The sequence below is a fragment of the Allobosea sp. ASV33 genome (assembly GCF_016428755.1).
Lineage (GTDB): Bacteria > Pseudomonadota > Alphaproteobacteria > Rhizobiales > Beijerinckiaceae > Allobosea.
The window spans coordinates 16,451-35,321 of the sequence record NZ_JAELTI010000009.1 but is presented as its reverse complement, the minus strand read 5'-3'; the positions used below and the strand labels follow the sequence as shown (position 1 = coordinate 35,321).

General features: G+C 67.1%; 18 protein-coding genes. 12 read left to right on the top strand and 6 right to left on the bottom strand.

All coding sequences use genetic code 11. From position 1 onward, the window contains the following. Nucleotides 1-102: 102 nt before the first annotated feature. Nucleotides 103-423: a thioredoxin gene (gene trxA, locus JHD80_RS04745; protein WP_038366779.1), complete on the top strand. Its 321-nt coding sequence runs from the start codon at nucleotides 103-105 to the stop codon at nucleotides 421-423. A gap of 73 nt (nucleotides 424-496) precedes the next feature. On the opposite strand, the gene JHD80_RS04740 is transcribed toward trxA, so the two are convergent. Further along, nucleotides 497-889 carry a DoxX family protein gene (locus JHD80_RS04740; protein ID WP_199085226.1) on the bottom strand — a complete coding sequence of 131 codons (393 nt, stop codon included), beginning with the start codon at nucleotides 887-889 and terminating at the stop codon, nucleotides 497-499. 280 nt (nucleotides 890-1,169) lie between these two features. On the opposite strand from JHD80_RS04740, the gene JHD80_RS04735 reads away from it, so the two are divergent. Beyond that, nucleotides 1,170-3,326, top strand: a complete 2,157-nt coding sequence (locus JHD80_RS04735) for a transglycosylase domain-containing protein (protein ID WP_465246495.1) — start codon at nucleotides 1,170-1,172, stop codon at nucleotides 3,324-3,326. Between the two features lie 3 nt (nucleotides 3,327-3,329). On the opposite strand, the gene JHD80_RS04730 is transcribed toward JHD80_RS04735, so the two are convergent. The 3 genes from JHD80_RS04730 to JHD80_RS04720 are packed head-to-tail and all read right to left on the bottom strand — an operon-like array spanning nucleotide 3,330 to nucleotide 6,440. Further along, nucleotides 3,330-4,526 carry a multidrug effflux MFS transporter gene (locus tag JHD80_RS04730; RefSeq protein WP_199085224.1) on the bottom strand — a complete coding sequence of 399 codons (1,197 nt, stop codon included), beginning with the start codon at nucleotides 4,524-4,526 and terminating at the stop codon, nucleotides 3,330-3,332. Nucleotides 4,527-4,581: 55 nt separating this feature from the next. Further along, the gene (locus JHD80_RS04725; protein WP_465246497.1) at nucleotides 4,582-5,253 is read right to left on the bottom strand and encodes a glutathione S-transferase family protein; all 672 of its coding nucleotides are present in this window, start codon (nucleotides 5,251-5,253) and stop codon (nucleotides 4,582-4,584) included. Nucleotides 5,254-5,255: 2 nt separating this feature from the next. Beyond that, nucleotides 5,256-6,440, bottom strand: coding sequence for a diaminopropionate ammonia-lyase (locus tag JHD80_RS04720; RefSeq protein ID WP_199085223.1), 1,185 nt, complete (start codon nucleotides 6,438-6,440; stop codon nucleotides 5,256-5,258). Nucleotides 6,441-6,544: 104 nt separating this feature from the next. On the opposite strand from JHD80_RS04720, the gene JHD80_RS04715 reads away from it, so the two are divergent. Beyond that, entirely contained in the window at nucleotides 6,545-7,024 is a 480-nt protein-coding gene (locus JHD80_RS04715; protein WP_199085222.1) for an Lrp/AsnC family transcriptional regulator, read from the top strand. A 105-nt stretch (nucleotides 7,025-7,129) separates the two neighbouring features. Next, nucleotides 7,130-8,929 (top strand): chloride channel protein, encoded by a 1,800-nt coding sequence (locus tag JHD80_RS04710; RefSeq protein ID WP_349237210.1) that lies wholly within the window; start codon nucleotides 7,130-7,132, stop codon nucleotides 8,927-8,929. A 9-nt stretch (nucleotides 8,930-8,938) separates the two neighbouring features. Here the strand turns inward: JHD80_RS04710 and JHD80_RS04705 are convergent, their stop codons facing one another. Then, nucleotides 8,939-9,424 (bottom strand): 2'-5' RNA ligase family protein, encoded by a 486-nt coding sequence (locus JHD80_RS04705; RefSeq protein ID WP_349237213.1) that lies wholly within the window; start codon nucleotides 9,422-9,424, stop codon nucleotides 8,939-8,941. Between the two features lie 153 nt (nucleotides 9,425-9,577). Between JHD80_RS04705 and JHD80_RS04700 the strand changes: the two genes are divergently transcribed. From JHD80_RS04700 to JHD80_RS04665, 8 genes are all read left to right on the top strand, one after another. Continuing rightward, complete coding sequence (locus JHD80_RS04700) at nucleotides 9,578-10,693, top strand: ABC transporter ATP-binding protein (RefSeq protein ID WP_210339802.1); 1,116 nt, start codon at nucleotides 9,578-9,580, stop codon at nucleotides 10,691-10,693. Between the two features lie 15 nt (nucleotides 10,694-10,708). Next, entirely contained in the window at nucleotides 10,709-11,839 is a 1,131-nt protein-coding gene (locus tag JHD80_RS04695) for an ABC transporter substrate-binding protein (RefSeq protein WP_199085220.1), read from the top strand. Between the two features lie 184 nt (nucleotides 11,840-12,023). Continuing rightward, a complete protein-coding gene (locus JHD80_RS04690; protein ID WP_465246496.1) occupies nucleotides 12,024-12,854 on the top strand; it encodes an ABC transporter permease in 831 nt (276 codons plus the stop codon). Beyond that, nucleotides 12,851-13,666, top strand: a complete 816-nt coding sequence (locus JHD80_RS04685; protein WP_211201053.1) for an ABC transporter permease — start codon at nucleotides 12,851-12,853, stop codon at nucleotides 13,664-13,666. Before JHD80_RS04690 ends, JHD80_RS04685 begins: the two co-directional genes overlap by 4 nt. A 291-nt stretch (nucleotides 13,667-13,957) precedes the next feature. Further along, entirely contained in the window at nucleotides 13,958-14,698 is a 741-nt protein-coding gene (locus JHD80_RS04680; protein WP_199085218.1) for a GntR family transcriptional regulator, read from the top strand. Then, nucleotides 14,695-15,531 (top strand): 5-dehydro-4-deoxy-D-glucuronate isomerase, encoded by an 837-nt coding sequence (gene kduI, locus JHD80_RS04675; RefSeq protein WP_199085217.1) that lies wholly within the window; start codon nucleotides 14,695-14,697, stop codon nucleotides 15,529-15,531. The genes JHD80_RS04680 and kduI overlap by 4 nt, the downstream gene beginning before the upstream one ends. Beyond that, entirely contained in the window at nucleotides 15,531-16,301 is a 771-nt protein-coding gene (gene kduD / locus JHD80_RS04670; protein ID WP_199085216.1) for a 2-dehydro-3-deoxy-D-gluconate 5-dehydrogenase KduD, read from the top strand. The genes kduI and kduD overlap by 1 nt, the downstream gene beginning before the upstream one ends. 101 nt (nucleotides 16,302-16,402) lie before the next feature. Then, on the top strand, nucleotides 16,403-17,437 hold the full coding sequence (locus JHD80_RS04665; protein WP_199085215.1) for an aldo/keto reductase: 1,035 nt from the start codon (nucleotides 16,403-16,405) through the stop codon (nucleotides 17,435-17,437). Nucleotides 17,438-17,577: 140 nt separating this feature from the next. On the opposite strand, the gene JHD80_RS04660 is transcribed toward JHD80_RS04665, so the two are convergent. Continuing rightward, nucleotides 17,578-18,849, bottom strand: a complete 1,272-nt coding sequence (locus JHD80_RS04660) for a M20/M25/M40 family metallo-hydrolase (protein ID WP_199085214.1) — start codon at nucleotides 18,847-18,849, stop codon at nucleotides 17,578-17,580. Nucleotides 18,850-18,871 lie beyond the last annotated feature (22 nt).

Here is an 18,871-nt window from a genome sequence, read left to right as displayed (position 1 = left end):
TCAGCCCTGCGGTGCACGCGCCTTGACCCGGGGGGCCGGCGTTCATAGCTTCGCTGGCGAAGGGTGGCATTGCCGCCCATTGAAACCGAAAGGCGGCCAGTCATGGCAACGAGCAAGGTTACCGATCAGAGCTTCGAGGCCGACGTGCTGAAGTCGTCCGAGCCGGTCGTGGTGGATTTCTGGGCGGAATGGTGCGGCCCCTGCCGCATGATCGGCCCGGCGCTCGAGGAAATCGCGACCGAGCTCAACGGCAAGGTCAAGATCGTCAAGATGAATGTCGACGAGAATCAGCAAATCCCGGCCCAGTTCGGCATCCGCTCGATCCCGACGCTGATGCTGTTCAAGGACGGCAAGCTCGCCTCGCAGAAAGTCGGCGCCGCCCCCAAGAGCGATCTCTCGCGCTGGATTTCCGCGGCGGTCTGATTCGCGCTGCGGCCTGAATCGAAAGGCCCGCCTCCGGCAGGAGGCGGGCCTTTTTTGTTCGAATGCTTGAGGCTCAGCCGCGGCTGTCCTTGTCGATTGCGAAGGCGCCGGCGCCCGCGAAGACGAGGTACAGGAAGACGAAGCAGTAGAGGACCGCCGCATCGCCGCCATTGGCGACGGGGAACGGGCTCTTCGGCGCATGGGCCATCCAGTAGGCGAAGGCCATCTGGCCCGACAGGATGAAGGCGACGATCCGGGTCTGGAAGCCGACGAGGACCAGCAGGCCGCCGACAAGTTCGAGAGCGCCCGCGAACCAGTACAGCGTGAAGGCCGGCGGCAGCGCGCCGTTCGGCGGCATGATCGGGAAGCCGAACAGCTTCTGCGTGCCGTGTGAGATGAAGATCAGCGCGGTGACGATGCGCAGGACACCGAGGAAATGCGGTGCGTAGCGATTGAGCGACTGCATGGAATAGGCCTCTTTGACGAAGGGTGGGTCGAGCAGCTCGCCTCAGGGCACCGCCATGACCGCATGGGTGAGGCGCTTGTAGTCAACCTGCTAAAGCTTGCGCAATATCCGGCTCGTTGACGATTTCGTTTGCGTGTTTGCAAGCTTGATCACGTTTGCGCGACAACTATGTCCGCCGCGCCGCGCTGCACGCTTTACGAACCCTTAAAAGCGCCATGTTTGAATCCTGTGTGACCTGACCGCATTTGCGAGGCGGCTTGGCGGCCGAAAACGGGGCAGGATGAACGACCGGATTGCACGAGGCGAGCGGCGCGAGCCCTCCTTTGGTTATGAGCGTGGCGAGCGCCACGTGGACGGTGACATGCGCCTTTCTCCAGACGATCGTCCCACCCGCTTCCAGAAGGCCGCGGCGCAGCCCGAGCCGAGCCGGCAGCTCCGCAACCCGCCGAAGCGCGACAAGCGTGGCGGTGGCAGCGGGGGCGGCAAGCGTCGCGGGCGCCGGCGGCGCTCGCTGCTCGGTGGCCTGTTCTACTGGTCGATGGTGCTCGGCCTCTGGTGCGTCATCGGCGTCGGCGGCCTGATCGCCTACCACGCCTCGCAATTGCCGCCGATCAACCAGCTCACCGTGCCGAAACGGCCGCCCAACATCGCGATCCTGGCCGCCGACGGCGCGCTGCTCGCCAATCGCGGCGAGACCGGCGGGCGCACCGTCACCATCGGAGAGATCCCGCCCTATCTGCCGAAGGCGTTCGTCGCCATCGAGGACCGGCGCTTCTACGAGCATTTCGGCATCGACCCGGTCGGCATCACACGCGCCGTCGTCAACAATCTGCGCGGCCGCGGCGGCATGCAGGGCGGCTCGACGCTGACTCAGCAGCTCGCCAAGAACCTGTTCCTGACGCAGGAGCGCACCGCCGCCCGCAAGATCCAGGAGGCGATCCTGGCGCTCTGGCTGGAGCGCACCTACACCAAGGATCAGATCCTCGAGCTTTATCTCAACCGCGTCTATTTCGGCTCGGGCGCCTATGGCGTCGAGGCTGCGGCGCAGCGCTATTTCAACAAGTCGGCGCGCTCGGTGACGATCGCGGAGGCGGCGATGCTCGCCGGCCTCGTCCAGGCCCCCTCGCGTCTGGCGCCCAACCGCAATCCCGATCTGGCCGAGAAGCGCGCCCAGCTCGTCATCGCCGCGATGGCCGATCAGGGCTTCATCACGCAGGCCGCGGCCAAGACCGCGCTGACGGCGCCGGCCGAGGTGCCCGAGCGCGTCGGGGCGGGCTCGGTCAATTATGCGGCCGACTACGTCATGGACGTGCTCGACGACTTCATCGGCGCGGTCGAGGGTGACGTCACCGTCCTGACCTCGATCGACTCGAAGCTGCAGGCCTCGGCCGAGACGACGCTGGTCGATGCGCTCTCGGCGCAGGGCGCCAAGCTGAACGCCTCGCAGGGCGCGGTCGTCTCGCTCGCGCCGGACGGCGCGATCCGCGCGCTGATCGGTGGCCGCGACTACACCAAGAGCCAGTTCAACCGCGCCACGGCCGCGCGCCGCCAGCCGGGCTCGTCCTTCAAGCCCTTCGTCTATCTCACGGCGCTCGAAAAGGGCATGACGCCGGACACCATCCGCGACGACGCCCCGGTCTCGATCAAGGGCTGGGAACCGGAGAACTATTCGCGCACCTATCGCGGCCCGGTGACCTTGGCGACGGCGATGCAGCATTCGCTCAACACCGTCGCCGCGCGGCTGATCCAGGAGGTGACGCCCAAGGAGGTCATCCGCACCGCCCAGCGCCTCGGCATAACCTCGGCCCTGCAGCCGAACATGTCGCTCGCGCTCGGCACTTCGGAGGTCACCCCGCTGGAGATGACCGCCGCCTACGCGACCTTCGCCAATGGCGGCCAGTCGGTGCTGCCCTATGTCATCCGCGAGGTCCGCCAGACCAACGGCAAGGTGGTCTATGCCCGCAAGGCCGCAGGCCTCGGCCAGGTCATCCAGCCGCAGCAACTCGCCATGATCGATATGATGTTCTACGGCGTGATGAACGGCGGCACCGGCAGCAAGTTCAACATCCCGGGCTGGCAGGTCGGCGGCAAGTCCGGCACGACGCAGGATTATGGCGACGCCTGGTTCGTCGGCTTCACCGCCAAGCTCGTCACGGCCGTCTGGGTCGGCAACGACGACAATTCGAAGATGAAGCGCGTCACCGGCAGCGGCCTGCCCGGCGAGATCTGGGGCAAGTACATGAAGGCTGCCCATGCCGGGGCGCAGCCCATTCCGCTGCCGGGAGGCCTCTGGCAGGGCGCCCCGAAGACGCTCGGCGACGGCGCCCCGGTCGCGGAGGTCCGCCAGCAGGAAGCGCCGCCACCGACCGGCGATCGCGCCTGGGTGCCCCCGGCCCCGCAAGAGAAGAACTTCTTCGAGCGGCTCTTCGGCGGCTGAAGCCTAGGCCTTCGCCGCCCGGATTTCCCGCGTCGCGCGGAACAGCACCAGGGACGCCACGCCCAGCGCCGCCATCACCAGCGGCAAGGGCAGCGCGGCGTTCTTCAGGAGATGCCCGACGAGCAGCCCGACGCAGGCCGAGAGCAGCATCTGGCAGAGCCCGTTGAAGGATGAGGCCGCGCCGGCCCGGTCGGGGAAAGGCATCATCGCCGAGGCCTGGGCCTGCGGCATGGTCAGCCCAACGCCGCAGGCATAGAGCGCCATCGGCACGACGACACCGGCTGCGCCGCCGAGGCCGGAGAGCACGCAGATCAGCATGATCACCCCGCCGCCCGCGAGGCAGGCGACGCCGATCGCGATGACGCCGTCCATGCCGCGTCGCCCGACGAGGCGCTGGGCGATGATCGTGCCGGTGATGAAGCCGAGCACGCCGAAGCCGAAGGAGAAGCCGTATTCGATCGGCGTCAGCCCGTAGATGCCGATCAGCACGAAGGACGAGCCCGAGATGAAGGCGAAGAGCCCGGCATAAGCCAGCGCCGTCAGCGCGACATAGACGCGGAAGGCACGGTTGTGCAGCAGCGTCCCGAAGCCGCGGAAGATGCTGGCGAGGGAGAGCGGTTGCGCCGAGCGTGCCTTTAACGTCTCCGGCATCACCGTGAGGATGACGACGGCGAGGGCCAACCCGAAGGCGAGCGAGGCGAGGAAGGTCGAGCGCCAGCCGAAGGCGACCTGCAGCACGCCGCCGATCACCGGTGCGATCGCCGGCACCAGCCCCATGATCATGCCCATCCGAGCCAGCTCGCGCCCCGCCCGCACCCCGTCATAGAGGTCGCGCACCATCGCGCGGCCGAGCACGATCGGGCCGGAGGCGCCGAGCGCCTGGAAGGCCCGCGCGATGGTGAGCGCCTCGATCGAGGGCGCGAAGGCGCAGGCCAGCGTCGCCAGCGAGAACAGCCCGAGCCCCGCGAACAGGATCGGCTTGCGCCCCAGCCTGTCGGAAAGCGGCCCCCAGAAGATCTGCCCGGCGGCATAGCCAAAGAGGAAGGACGAGAGCGTCGCCTGCGCGCCGGCGACATCCGTCTGCATCACCCGCGCGATCTCCGGCAAGGACGGCAGATAGAAATCGGTCGAGAGGGGCCCGAGCGCCGTCAGCATCGCGAGGACGGCGGTCATCGCCAGCGTATCGGGACGAAGCTTCATGCGCTGCCTCCGGCACGGCCGGGGAAAGGCCGCGCTGCCAGGCCCTGCTACGACGTCAGCCGGTCATCCCGCAATGGCCTTGAGCCGTCGGCCGGTCCTGCGTTTCGCCGTGATAGGCCGTTGCTCGCATCGAGGGGCGCTCCGAGAAGGCCTCATACCAGCGTGTCAGTCGCGGCCGGCCGCTGCGGAAATCCGGCAGGTCGCGGAATTCCAGCCATGCGAGCGCCGTCGCCAGCCCGATATGGCCGATATGGACGGGCTCGTCGAAGCTTTGGCTGCGCTCCAGCACGTCGAAGCTCTCGACGAGCTTGGCCGTCTGCCCCTCCTGCAGCGGGAGATAGCGCAGATGCTCCGGCCGGCGCAGCGTCTCCCAGCGCAGCGCGATGCCGGCATCGCAAAGCCCTTGCGCGATGGCATGCAGGCGCAAAGCCTGCCAGCGCGCCTTGCCCTCAGCCGGGATCAGACGGCGCCCGCCATGCAGCCCGTCGAGATAATCGCAGATCACCAGGGAGTCGAAGATCGCCCCGGCTTCCGGCGTGATCAGGACCGGCACCTTGCCGAGCGGATTGACGGCGAAGACCTCAGGATTGCGATTGGTCGGGCTCGTCTCCTGGTCGATGATCGCGAGCCGGTCGGCGATGCCCGCCTCATGCGCGAAGACGATGGTCTTGCGCGCATAGGGCGAATGGCCTTGCGAATGGAGGGTCAGTCGGTCGGTCGCTTGCATGGTCACGCGACCTCCTCCGGCTTCAGCCCGACGAGCTCGGCATAGCGCGCCGGGTCGGTCGCGCCCTCCGTATTGACGAGGAAGACGCGGGAGCTGCTGTCGAGCTTCAGCGCGGCACGGGCCTGCGGATCGCGCAGGGCCGCAAGCAGGCCGGCGAGCCCGGCCGATCCGCTCTCGCCTGCGACGATGGCCGGGTCGCCAGCAGCCGGCCGGGCGAGCCGGTTCATCGCCTCGACGGCATCGGAATCCTCGGCGGTCATGAAGGCATCGGCGGCGCGATAGAGCACGCGCAACGCCAGCGGCGAGGGATCGTAGCATTCGAGCATCGCCATCACGGTCGGAGCGCCATGCGGGATCTTGCCGGGCTTGCCGCTCTTGGCCGCCTCGAAGATGCAAGCCGCGCGCGACGGCTCGACCACCGTGAAGAACGGCCGCTCGTCGCCAAGACTCGTTTCCATTTGCGCGGCAAGCGCGGCGGCGATGCCGCCGACGCCAGCCTGCACGAAGACATGGGTCGGCCGCTGCGGCATCTGCCCCAGCCCCTCGCGGGCGATGGCGGTGTAACCCTGCATGACCAGGCCCGGGATGCGCTCGTAACCGTCCCAGGAGGTGTCGGAGACGATAGTCCAGCCGCGCTGCGTCGCGACGCGGGCGGCCTCGACCACGGAATCGTCATAGGTGCCATCGACGCGCACCATCTCGGCGCCGAAGCGGGCGATGGCGGCGACGCGCTCGTCGCTGACGCCGCCATGGACGAAGATCACGGCCTTCGCACCCAGCAGTTGCGCGCCCTGCGCGACCGAGCGGCCATGGTTGCCGTCGGTCGCGCAGGCGAAGGTCATGCCGGCCGCTGCCTCGCGCACGGCGGGATCGTTCATGTCGGCATCGCCGAGTGGCCGGCTGAGCTTGTCGGAAGCGGCTTCCAGCGCCAGCCGGATCACCGCGTAGGCGCCGCCGAGTGCCTTGAAGCTGCCGAGACCAAGGCGCTGGCCTTCGTCCTTGATGAAGAGTGCGCCGATGCCGAGCGCGGCAGCCAGCGCCGGCAGGTTGTGCAGCGGTGTCGTCACATGGTTCGGCCGCTGCGCCAGATGCGCGGTGATCGCGTCCGCGCCGGCGGGTCCCAGCGTCGCGACATCCTCCGGGTGCAGGGCGGTGCGGTAGTCCGGATGATGGTTGAGCAGGAACATGGCGGCCTCGTCTGGCAGGGTTGCCTGAATGGATATTGCATCCGAGGTGAAAAAGGCGCTGGATTTGGCGCGTGCCCTTGCAAGTTTCTTTCTCAGGATGAGGCATGGCCGAGCCGACCGCTCACGATCTAGACGCTTTCGATCGCGCGATCCTCGCGATCCTCCAGCGGGACAACACCACGCCGCAGCGGGTGATCGGCGAGCGCGTCAACCTGTCGGCGCCGGCCGTGCAGCGCCGCATCCGCCGGATGGAAGCGAACGGCGTCATCCGCGCCAATGTCGCGGTGGTCGATCCCGCCGCGCTCGGCCATCCGATCACTGTTTTCGTCGAGATCGAGCTGGTCAGCGAGACCGCGCCCGATATCGACGTGGCCAAGAGCGCCTTCCTCGCCGCGCCCGAGGTGCAGCAATGCTATTACGTCACCGGCGAGGTCGATTTCATGCTGGTCGTGCTGGTGCCGAGCATGGCGGCCTATGAGGCGCTGACGCGGCGCCTGTTCTTCGCCAATCCCAATATCCGCAAGTTCCGTTCCTTCGTCGCGATGGACCGGGTCAAGACGGGCCTTGCCGTGCCGATTTCCTAGCGCCTTGCGGCGAAAACAGGGCTGCTATTGCCGAGGCGTCTTGTTCCGGCCGCTTCGATATGCGACCGCGTGCGGACGTGACGAACGAGCCTGACGGGCCTTGCCGTGATCACCGTGAAAGCCACCGAAACCCCGGCCGGGACCAGCGATGGATCGCAGGGCTGGCGCGCGCTCGTCCGGTCCAGCGAAATCGGCATCGTGGTGCTGGCTTCCGTGGTCGGCGTGCTCGCGGGGCTGACCGTGCTAGCGATGTCCTTCACGACGCAGCTCCTGCATGAGGTGATCTTCGGGCTGGAGCATGGCGCGCGGCTCTCGATCACCACCACGATCCCGCCCTGGCGGGCCATTGCCGGGCCGGTGCTCGGCGGCCTCGCCATCGGCTGCGCCTCCTGGCTGTTCTTCCGCCGCCGCAAGCAGCCGATCGACCCGATCGAGGCCAATGCCTTGCATGGCGGGCGCATGTCCTTGCGCGACAGCGTCTTCGTCGCGCTCCAGACCATGGGCTCCAGTGGTGCCGGCGCCTCGGTCGGGTTGGAAGCCGGCTATACGCAGGCCGCGAGCGGGCTCGCCTCGCATATCGGCCGCCGCTTGCGCCTGCGCCGGGCGGATATGCGGCTCATGGTCGGCTGCGCGGCCGGCGGCGCCATCGGCGCGGCCTTCGATGCGCCGTTGACCGGCGCCTTCTACGCTTTCGAACTGATCCTCGGCAGCTATTCGATCGCCGCCTTCGTGCCGGTGATGGCCGCGACCTTCATGGCGACCGTCACCCATAGCCTGCTCGCGCCCGCCCTGCTCGCGGTCGAGGTGCCGCCGATCGGGACGATCACGATGGCGAACCTGCCGTTGGTCGTCCTGCTCGGAGCCGCCTGCGGGCTCGTCGGCATCGTCGTGATGCGTGCCGCCGCTTTCGTCGAGGCCGGCTTCCGGCGCTCGCGGATCCCGACCTGGCTCCGGCCCGCCTTCGGCGGGCTCGTCGTCGGTGCGCTGGCGATCTGGAACCCTTCCGTCTTCTCGGCCGGCCATGGCGCGATCAACCTCTATGTCAGCATGGATGCCAGCCTGCTGCTCTTCGCGCTGGTGCTCGTCGCCAAGGCATTGGCCTCCTCGGTCTCGATCGGCTCGGGCTTCCGCGGCGGCCTGTTCTTCGCCTCGCTGCTGCTCGGCGTGCTGACCGGGCGCCTCTTCATCGGCCTGCTCGGCCTCGCCTTCCCCAATCTCGCCGGACACGAGACGCTGTTCGCGCTGGTGGGCATGAGCTCACTCGCGGTCTCGATCGTCGGCGGCCCGATGACGATGACGCTGCTCGCGCTCGAGATGACCGGGGACCTCAAATTGACGCTCGCGGTGGTCGGCGCGGCCGGCGCCGCCTCGCTCGTCACGCGCCGTCTCTTCGGCTTCTCCTTCGCGACCTGGCGCTTCCATCTGCGCGGCGAGAGCATCCGCGGCGCCCATGATGTCGGCTGGATGCGTGATCTCACGGCCGGCAGCATGATGCGCATCGAGGTGCCAAAGATCGCAGTCGACGCGACCATCGCCGAAGCCCGGCTGAAATACCCGCCGGGCTCGACCAATTACTTGGTCGCGGTCGGTCCGGGCGACGCCTATGCCGGCATGGTGCCGCCGGGCGCGCTCTACGAGCCCGATCCGGCGCTGGACGAGGAGGCGGCGGCCGAGCCCGCGCCGCGCACCGTGCGCCATCTCCTGCGCAATCCCGATCGGATGCTGCTCACCGACATGTCGGTGCGCGATACGCTGAAGCTGTTCGAGGCGGCGGAGAGCGAGGCGCTGCCCGTGGTCGCCGATCGCGAGGGACGCCGCCTCGTCGGCATCCTCAGCGAGGCGCATGCGATCAAGCGCTACAGCGACGAAGTCAGCCGCCGAAATCGCGAGCTGACCGGAGAATAGCGGGAAGGCTCAGGCCGAACCCAGCGCGACGCTCGCGACGACCCGCCAATCGGCGATCGGCACGTCCTGGCCGGAGGTCACGATGCCGATCCGATCGAAGCGGATGGCGCGGCCGGCGAGGCGAGCATTGATCTCGGCGATGGCCGCAGCCTTCGCCGGAGCCTCGACCGGTCCGTAGAGCAGCGAGACATGCGGCATGAAGCTCGCGAGACCCTCGGGATCGAGCGCCTGCTTCAGCTTCGCCAAGGCCGGCGAGACGGCGAAACGGGCGTAGAACGAGCGGAAATAGGCATCGCTTCCTTCGACGATGGAGACGGGCTCTGCGAAGGCCTCGACCGCTCCGGCCGCCGCGGCGATGGCACTTTCCAGCTCGGCAGGCGTCGTCTCGGTGTCGCCCTGCAATGTCAGATGCGGGGCGAAAAGTGGCGTGCCGAAACGGCTCGACAGGTCGCCGACGATCCATGCCAGCATCGCCTCGTCCGCAGGCGCCGGCATCAGCCAGAGAGAATGAATCCGCACTGTCATCCGCCCTTCACAAAGCTCTTGCATAGACTGCGCCCCGTGCGTAACGTTTATTTCAACTGAGCCAACGATGGAAGAAATATTCCATTGTCAGGCGATAAGAGCAGAACCGGGGGAGTAGGCGCCTTGCAGCCGGAAACGCAAGCCAGAGCGGGTAGCGGCGCAGCCATCGGCGTGCGCGGTCTCAAGGTCGCCTATGGCGGCACGCGCGTGCTTCATGGCATCGATCTGGACTTCACGCCCGGCAGCTTCACGGCGCTTCTCGGCTCGTCCGGCTGCGGCAAGACCACCCTGCTGCGTTCGCTCTCTGGCTTCGTCCCGGTTGAGGATGGTTCGATCGTCGTCGGCGGTCGCGATGTCGCGGGCTTGCCGCCGGAAAAGCGTGGCATGGCCATGGTCTTCCAGTCCTATGCGCTCTGGCCGCATATGACCGTGCTCCAGAATATCGGCTACGGCCTCAAGTTGCGTGGCAAGTCCAGGGCCGAGATCGCGGCCAAGGTCGGCGAGATGCTGAGCTTCCTCGGCCTCTCCGGTTATGAGGATCGCAAGGTCACGGCGCTCTCCGGCGGGCAGCGCCAGCGCGTCGCGCTTGGCCGGGCGCTCGCCATCGATCCCGGCATCCTCCTGCTCGACGAGCCGCTTTCCAATCTCGACGCCAAGATCCGCATGGTGATGCGCCATGAGATCCGCGCCATCCAGCAACGGCTCGGCCTCACCGCCGTCCATGTCACGCATGACCGCGAGGAGGCCATGACCATGGCCGACCGGCTGGTCATCATGCAGGCCGGCCATATCGCCCAGGTCGGCACGCCCGAGGAGGTCTATGACCGCCCGGCCAGCGCCTTCGTCGCGAATTTCATGGGCGCGGAGAACGTCTTGCCGCTCAGCATCCAGCGCGGCGAGGGCCAGGTTTCCATCGCAACTGGCGATGCCCACGCGACGCTTGCCGGCGAAGCCGCGGCCGCGTTGCCGAACGGTGAGGCGCTCGCCTATTTCCGCGACGATGTCGCGAGCCTCGATGCGCATGACGCGGTGGCGGCTGGCGTCGATCTCGTCGTTCCCGGCACGATCGCCGCGCGCGCCTATCCCGGTGGCATCTACCGCTACAAGGTCGAAGCCGCCGGCCGCCAGATCACGGTCGACGATGTCGCCCGTCACGAACTCGGAACGAAGGTCGGGCTGCGCATTCCGCTGCAGCGCCTTCACATCTTCCCGGCGACCGAGGCCGGGATTGCCGCCTGACAGGGAGTCAGACACATGCGCATTATCACGCTTGCCTGCTCGCTTGCTGCGCTGATCGTGGCTTCGCCGCTATCCGCGCAGACCCTCAATGTCGCCTCCGCCGGCGACCAGAACATGGTCGACTACGTCAAGGACTATCTCGGCCCGATGTTCGAGAAGGCCCATCCCGGCGTAAAGGTCGTCTCGGTCGGCACCGGCCCGGGCGATTCCGGCTCGCAGAAGATCTACGAGAAGCTCGACGCCCAGAAGGGCGCCGCGACCACCGATTTCGACGTGGTCGTCATCCACCAGAAGGCCGCCGGCCAGATGGTCAAGGAAGGCCTGCTCAACAAGTACACGGCCAATGTCGAGACGGCGAAGCTCGCCACGGGCGACTCCGCCAAGAACTCGCTCGGCACCGATGTCGGCGGCTTCGTCATCCCGATGTTCCAGTCGCAAACTGCGCTCGCCTACAATGCCGACATGGTCAAGACGCCGCCGGCGACCTTCGCCGAGCTCGCCGACTGGGCCAAGAAGAACCCCAAGCAGTTCGGCTATAACGGCATCAAGGGCGGCATGTCCGGTGTCTCCTTCGTCGCCGGCTGGGTCTATGCCTTCGGCGGCGACGCTGACAAGCTGATGACGGGCCCCTATGACGCGGCCACCAAGACGAGCTGGGACAAGGCCTTCGCCGATCTCAAGGAGTTCAACAAGAACGCCGTGATCACCCCCGGCAATGCCGGCACGCTCGACATGCTGAACCGCGGCGAGATCGCGATCGGCCCGGTCTGGGTCGACATGTTCTATTCCTGGCAGGCCGACGGCAAGCTGCCGCCGAACATGAAGCTGAAGCTCGTCTCGCCCGGCATGCCCGGCCAGCCGATGTATTACGCCGTGCCGGAGAAGTCGGCGCAAAAGAAGCTGGCGGAGCAGTTCATCGCGCTCGCGACCTCGCCGCAGGTGCAGGCCGACGGCATCGTCAAGAAGTTCAACTGGTATCCGGGCATCGACGCCAAGAACCTCGAAGGCAAGCTCGACAAGGCCGCCTGGGACAAGCTCTTCACCGACGTCACCCCGGCCGAGCTCGCCGCCAACGGCAAGCCCTTCCCGATCGCGCCCTATTTCAACGACATCCTCGAGGGCTACGAGAAGAAGGTCGCGAACTGAGCTTCGCCTGACGGGATGGCGTGGGGAACACCGCGTCAACCCGGCTTCATCCTCCGTCATCCTCGGGTTTGACCCGAGGATCTCATGACCAGTTCGCTCTGGTTTCCGAGATGGTCGGGTCAAGCCCGACCATGACGGCTTTTTCCGCTGCCGCGGATTGGTTTGCCGGAACCAGAGAATGTCCCTGTCCCAACGCAATCTCGCCCTGCTGCTGATCGCGCCCGGCCTCGCGCTCGTCGCGGCGCTGTTCCTCTATCCGCTCTGCTTCTCGCTGATCTCGGCCTTTACCGGACCGGAGGGCGGCTTCTCGCTGCAGGCCTTCGGCAAGGCCTGGGAGCTCTATTCCGGCGACGTCGTGTTCACGGTCGTCATCGTGCTCGCCTCCTGCCTGCTGACGGGCCTCGCCGCCATCGTCATCGCCGGCACGCTGACCCTCGGCGAGAACCGCTGGATCGTCGGCACGCTGAAGGCGCTCTATCGCTGGCCGCTCTTCATCCCCTTCATCGTCGCGGCGCAGTGCATGCGCACCTTCCTCGCCAAGAACGGCTTGATGAACAATACCTTCGTCTCGATGGGCTTGATGGAGCCGTTGCAGGCGGTGAGTTTCCTCGATTGGCGCGGCATCATCGCGACCTTCGTCTGGAAGCAGACGCCCTTCGTCGCCCTGCTGCTGGCCGGCGCGCTCGCCTCACTCGACCGCGCCACGCTGGAGGCCGGCCGCAATCTCGGGGCATCGCGCATGCGCGTCCTCGTCGAGCTCGCCCTGCCGCAGGTGATGCCGCAGCTCCTCGTCGCGCTCGTCCTCTCCTTCGTGACGATGCTCTCGGTGCTCTCGGTGCCGATGATGGTGGCAGGCTCGCAGCCGACCATGCTGACCGTCGACATGGCCTTCCGCATCAATGCCTATGGCGACTACGCCACGGCCAATGCGCTCGGCGTCATCACCTATCTGATCTCGGCCGGTGCTGCGATCATCTACCTCAAGCGTGGCATGGCGAAGGAGGGCACATCATGATCCGCGTCGCCTCCGGCCTGCGCATGGTCCTTGCGGCCTTCGCGCTCGCGGCCTTCGCCTTCTTCCTGATCGGCCCGCTGGTCAATTTGGCGCTTTGGTCGGTCGCCGAGCGCTGGTACACCCCCTACAAGCTGCCGGTCGTCTACGGCACGCGCTACTGGGAGCAGGTCTTCCGCCCGACCGGCGACGCCATGGCCTCGTTGGCGACCTCGGTCTGGATCGCGGTGCTGACCGTGCTCGTCGCGCTCGCGCTCTCGATACCCGCCGGCTACGCGCTCGCTCGGCTCAAGCTGCCGGCGCGCGCCTTCTTCATGGTGCTCTTCCTGCTGCCGCAGGCCTTTCCCTCGGTCGCGATCTACATCAACGTCGCCCGCGTCTTCTACAATATCGGCATCAACGGCACGGTCTTCGCCGTGGTTCTCGTCCATGCCGCGCATGGCCTGGTCTATTCCGTCTGGATCGCGGCCGCCGCCTTCGCCGCCGTCGACAAGGATCTCGAGCTCGCCGCCCGCAATATCGGGGCGTCGCCGCTCAAGGCCTTCTTCACGGTGACGCTGCCTCTGGCCGCGCCCGGCATCATCGCCAGCGGCATCTTCGTCTTCCTGGAATCGCTCGACGAATTCACCGGCACCTTCTTCGTCGGCGTGCCGCAGGTCACGACCCTGCCGCTGCTTCTCTACAACGCGGCGATGGGCGGCAATTATCAGGTTGCCTCGATCACGGCGCTGATCCTGCTGGTGCCCTCGGTGCTGTTCATGCTGTTCATCGAGCGCTTCCTCCGCGCCGACGTGCTCGCCAAGGTCGGGGCTTGATTGCGGGCGCGCCAACCGGTGCCGTCATCCCGGCTAGAGCGAAGCGAAGAGCCGGGATCCATGCCTGAACCTTGATCGGAAGCGTTCCGGCATAGATCCCGGGTCAAGCCGGGATGACCCGGTGGTCCCGGAGGGACGTGAGCTGTTTCGTATCAATGCCCATCAGGGCCGCTGCTGACGCGGCCCTGATGCATTTGCAGGCCCGAAAACCAACTTGATCGCAATTAATATACTAGTATATGAACGCGAAACACAGCCTTGGGAGGGCGTTCAGTGTCGGTCGGCGGCATCATGGCTGCGGGTTCGGGCTCATCTGGACGGCGCACCGCTGCGGCGGTGATCCGTGATGCGTTGCGGGCCGAGATCGTCTCGCTCGCCATCCCGCCCGGCAGCCCGATCGTCGAGAAGGACATCGCCGAGGCCCACGCGGTCAGCCGCACGCCGGTACGCGAGGCCTTGCTCAAGCTCGCCGACGAGGGGCTGGTCTCGATCTTCCCGCAATCGGGCACCTTCGCCTCGCTGATCCCGTTTCGGGCGCTGCCCGAGGCGCTGGTGATCCGCCGTTCGCTGGAAGAGACCTGCGCAAGGCTCGCGGCCCAACGCGGAGCCGGTCGGGCCGATGGCCTCGCCCGCATCATGGATGAGTTGGCCGCGCGGGCCGATCGCGGCGAGCGCGAACTCTTCCACCAGTCGGACGATGCCTTCCACGCCGGCATCGCGGAGCTCGCCGGCTATCCCGGCATCTGGCGCTTCACCCAACAGGTGAAATTGCAGATGGACCGCTTCCGCCGGCTCACCCTGCCGCAGCAGGGCCGCATGGAGCGCGTGTTGCGCGAGCACGGCGCGGTGGTCGAGGCGATCCGGCGCGGCGATGCGGAAGCTGCCGCCCATGCCATGGGCGAGCATCTCGGTAAGCTCTTCGACGACCTCGACGCGGTCGCAGCCCTCAACAGCCCCTATTTCGACATGGGCGACGGTTCGGAGCGGCCACGGCGCGCCGCTCCGCCGGTTGCCCGATTGGAGACGACATGACCATCGACATCCGCCAGGTTTCGCATCCCGAGGCCGTGAAGCGCTTCGACACCGCCGAGCTGCGCCGCCATTTCCTGATCGAGACGCTGTTCGTCTCCGGCGAGGTCAGGCTGACCTATAGCCATCTCGACCGCGTCATCGTCGGCGGCGTCATGCCGACCGCCAAGCCGGTCGTGCTGCCGACGCCGAAGGCGGTCGGCACCGATGCCTTCCTGAAGCGTCGCGAGCTCGGCGTCGTCAATGTCGGAGGCCCCGGCAAGGTCTCCGTCGGCGGCAAGGACTATCCGCTCGCCAAGCGCGATGCGCTCTATATCGGCAAGGAGGCCGGCGAGGTTTCCTTCGCCAGCGACGATGCGTCGAATCCGGCCAAGTTCTACCTGCTCTCGACCCCGGCCCATGCGGCGCACCCGACCAGGGTGATCCGCGAGGCCGATGCCAAGACCTTGGCGCTCGGCGAACAGGCCACCGCCAACAAGCGCACGATCCGCCAATACATCATCCCGGGCGTCTGCGAGACCTGCCAGCTCGTCATGGGCGTGACCACGCTGGACGAGGGCAGCATCTGGAACACGATGCCGGCGCACACCCACGACCGGCGCTGCGAAATCTATCTCTATTTCGACGTCGCCGAAGACGCCCGCGTCTTCCACCTGATGGGCGAGCCGCAAGAGACCCGCCATCTCGTCGTCGCCAACGAGCAGGCGATCCTCTCGCCGGGCTGGTCGATCCATTCCGGCGTCGGGACGAAGGCCTATTCCTTCATCTGGGGCATGGGCGGCGACAATGTCGACTACACCGACATGGACATGGTCGCGACCGGGGACCTGCGCTGATGGCCGCTCCCTTCGACCTCACCGGCCGCACGGCCATCGTCACCGGCGCCAATACGGGCTTGGGGCAGGCGATCGCGGTCGCGCTCGCTGAAGCCGGCGCGGGCATCGTCGCTGTCGGCCGTTCCAGCATGGCCGAGACCAAGGCGCTGGTCGCTGAGACCGGCCGCCCCTTCCATGAGATCACCGCCGACCTCGGGACGCTGGAGCCGATCGCCGGCATCGTCGAGCAGGCCGATGCCGCCGCCAAAGCCGATGGTTCGCGGCTCGACATCCTCGTCAACAATGCAGGCATCATCCGCCGCGCAGACGCGATCGACTTCACCGAGGCCGACTGGGACGCGGTGATGGACGTCAACCTGAAGTCGACCTTCTTCCTGACTCAAGGCGTCGCGAAACGCATGCTCGCCGACGGCAAGGGGGGCAAGGTCATCAACATCGCCTCGCTGCTCTCCTTCCAGGGCGGCATCCGCATCCCCTCCTATACGGCGTCGAAGAGCGGGCTCGCGGGTCTCACGCGTCTGCTCGCCTGCGAATGGGCGGGGAAGGGCATCAATGTCAACGCGATCGCGCCCGGCTATTTCGTCACCAACAACACGGAAGCGCTGCGCGCCGATCCCGCCCGCAACGAGGCGATCCTGGCGCGCATCCCGGCCGGACATTGGGGCAAGCCGCAGGAGCTCGGCGGGGCCGCCGTATTCCTTGCCTCGGATGCCGCCGCCTATGTCCACGGGGTCGTCCTGCCGGTCGATGGCGGCTGGCTGGCGCGCTGACGGCGAGGCCCGCGGATTGTCGCGGGGATGAGCCGAGACAGGCTTGCGTGCCTGCCGACGATCCGCAACTCTGCCGCCCCTTGTCTGAACCGGGTCTTTGCATGGCGAACGCGGCCGCTCCGTCCTTTCCCGTTCCGCCGGGCCGCCCCTTCGCGGGTCTCAGCCCCAGCCTGATCGGCTTCGGCGGCGCGCCGCTCGGCGATCTCTATGGCCATCTCGACGAGGTCACGGCGCAGGACACGGTCCGTGCCGCGCTCGCGGCCGGCATCAACCTCCTCGATACCTCGCCGCTCTACGGCCACGGCCTCTCCGAGCATCGCATCGGCGCGGCGCTCCGCAGCGTGCCGCGCGACAGCGTCATCATCTCCACCAAGGTCGGCCGCTGGATGCAGGCCGGGGCGCCGAAGCGCGACGGCTCGGGCTATGCGGGCGGCCTGCCGCACCCGGCGATGATCGACTATTCCTATGACGGCGCGATGCGCTCCTTCGAGCAGTCGCTGCTCAGGCTCGGCACCGACCATATCGACATCCTGCTGATCCACGATGTGGATGTCTGGACCCATGGCGAGCGGATGGAGCAGCGCTTCACCGAGGCCATGGACGGCGCCTATCACGCCCTTGAGACGCTGCGTTCGTCCGGCGCGGTCAAGGCGATCGGCGTCGGCGTCAACGAAGCCGAGATGTGCGTGCGCTTCGCTCGCGCCGGCGATTTCGACGTGATGATGCTGGCCGGCCGCTACTCGCTGCTGGAGCAGGGCGCCCTGCCGGAATTCCTGCCGCTGGCGCTGGAGAAGAAGATCGCGGTGATGCTGGCCGGCGTCTTCAACTCCGGCATCCTCGCCACCGGCGCAAAGCCCGGCGCCTTCTACAATTACAAGCCGGCACCGCCCGAGGTGCTGGCGCGCGTCGCCCGGATCGCGGCGGTCTGCGCCAGCCATGGAGTCGCGCTGCCGCAAGCGGCACTCGCCTTCTGTGCCGCCCATCCGGCGGTCGCAACGATCGTGCTTGGCGCCGTGACGCCACAGGAAGTCGCGCGCAATCTCGACCTCGTCGCGCGGTCGGTGCCGGCCGCGCTCTGGCATGAGCTGAAGCACGAGGGCCTGCTCGCCGAGGCGGCGCCTGTCCCCGAGGCTTGAACGCCGCCGAAGCGGTTGAAACGCGTCCCCACACGCATCGTCATCCCGGGCTTGACCCGGGATCCATCGTAGAGCTCCGGAGCTTTACGATGGATCCCGGATCAGTGCCGCTTGCACGGCTTGTCCAGGATGACGGCGGGTTAGTTGGCCGGGCCGGTCGAGCCGAGATAATCGACCGCGCAGGCGACATGCAGCTTCATCACCGCGATCGCTTCCTCGATGGTGACGTGCTCCTCGTCCGTGCCCATGCTGATCGGCGATGGCCCGCAGATGAGCGCGGGCACGCCGCGCCAGCGCCAGTAGCGCGTATCGGTGCCGCCGAGGCTCGACACCGGCGGTGCGTCATGGCCGAGCAGGTCGCGGATATTGCCGCGCAGGATATTGGCCATCTCGCCGAACGGATCGGTCAGGCTCGCGGGATAGCTGTGGTCCTCGTTGACCACCATCTCGCAATCGGCCTCGCGGGCGAGCATTTCGAGATCGGCGCGGATCGCATCGCGGTCGGAGCCGATCGGGATGCGCATGTCCAGATGGGCGATGCAATGCGTCGGAATCTGCGTCGCCTTCTGCCCGCCCTGCAGGATGCCGACATTGACGGTGATGCGCCTTGCGACATCGCCTGCACCCTTGCCGAGGTTGAGGTCGGCCGCCGCGATCGTCTCCGGCGAGGTCAGCACTGCGTCGATCTCCGGCGGCAGCGCGGCGAGCTTGAGATGGTAGCGGTCGTAGATCGCGGTCACGAGCCGGCTCACATCCGCGATCGGGTTGCGTGCGCGATGGGCATAGCCGCCATGGCCGCCGATGCTCCTGGCCGAAAGCGAGAAGCGCAAGGTGCCCTTCTCGGTGAAGCGGAGATTGGCGAGGCCGCTCGGCTCGCCGTTGAGGCAGCAATCGGCCTCCATCTCGTCGCCGAATTCATCGAACAGGAACTTGGTGCCGTAGCGTCCGCCGGATTGCTCGTCAGAGACCACGGTCAGCGACAGCGCGCCATGGAGCTTTTCGCGGTGCGGGTAGAGCTGACAGAAGGCCAGGATCGAGGCGAGCGTCCCGGTCTTCATGTCGGAGGCGCCCCGACCCATGATCTTGCCGTCGACGATATCCGCGTCCCAGAGCTTCTCGTTGGTGACGGGGAAGATATCCATATGGCCGTTGAGCATGAGATGGCGACCGGGCTTCCCGGCCTCCCAGCGGCTGATGATGTTCGGCATCTCCGGCACGAAGGCTTCCGTGCGATGCGGCACGCCGGCGGCATCAAGCAATTCGCGCACGAAGGCAGCGGCCTCGCGCGTGTCGCCCGGCGGGTTGACGCTCTTGATGCGCAGGAAGCGTTGCAGCAGCGCGACGATCTCGTCGCGGCGCTGATCGATCGCCTGAAGCAGCTCGGCTTTCAGGGCGGCTTTATCCGTGGACATGGTTTGTCTTCTTGGTCGGCGT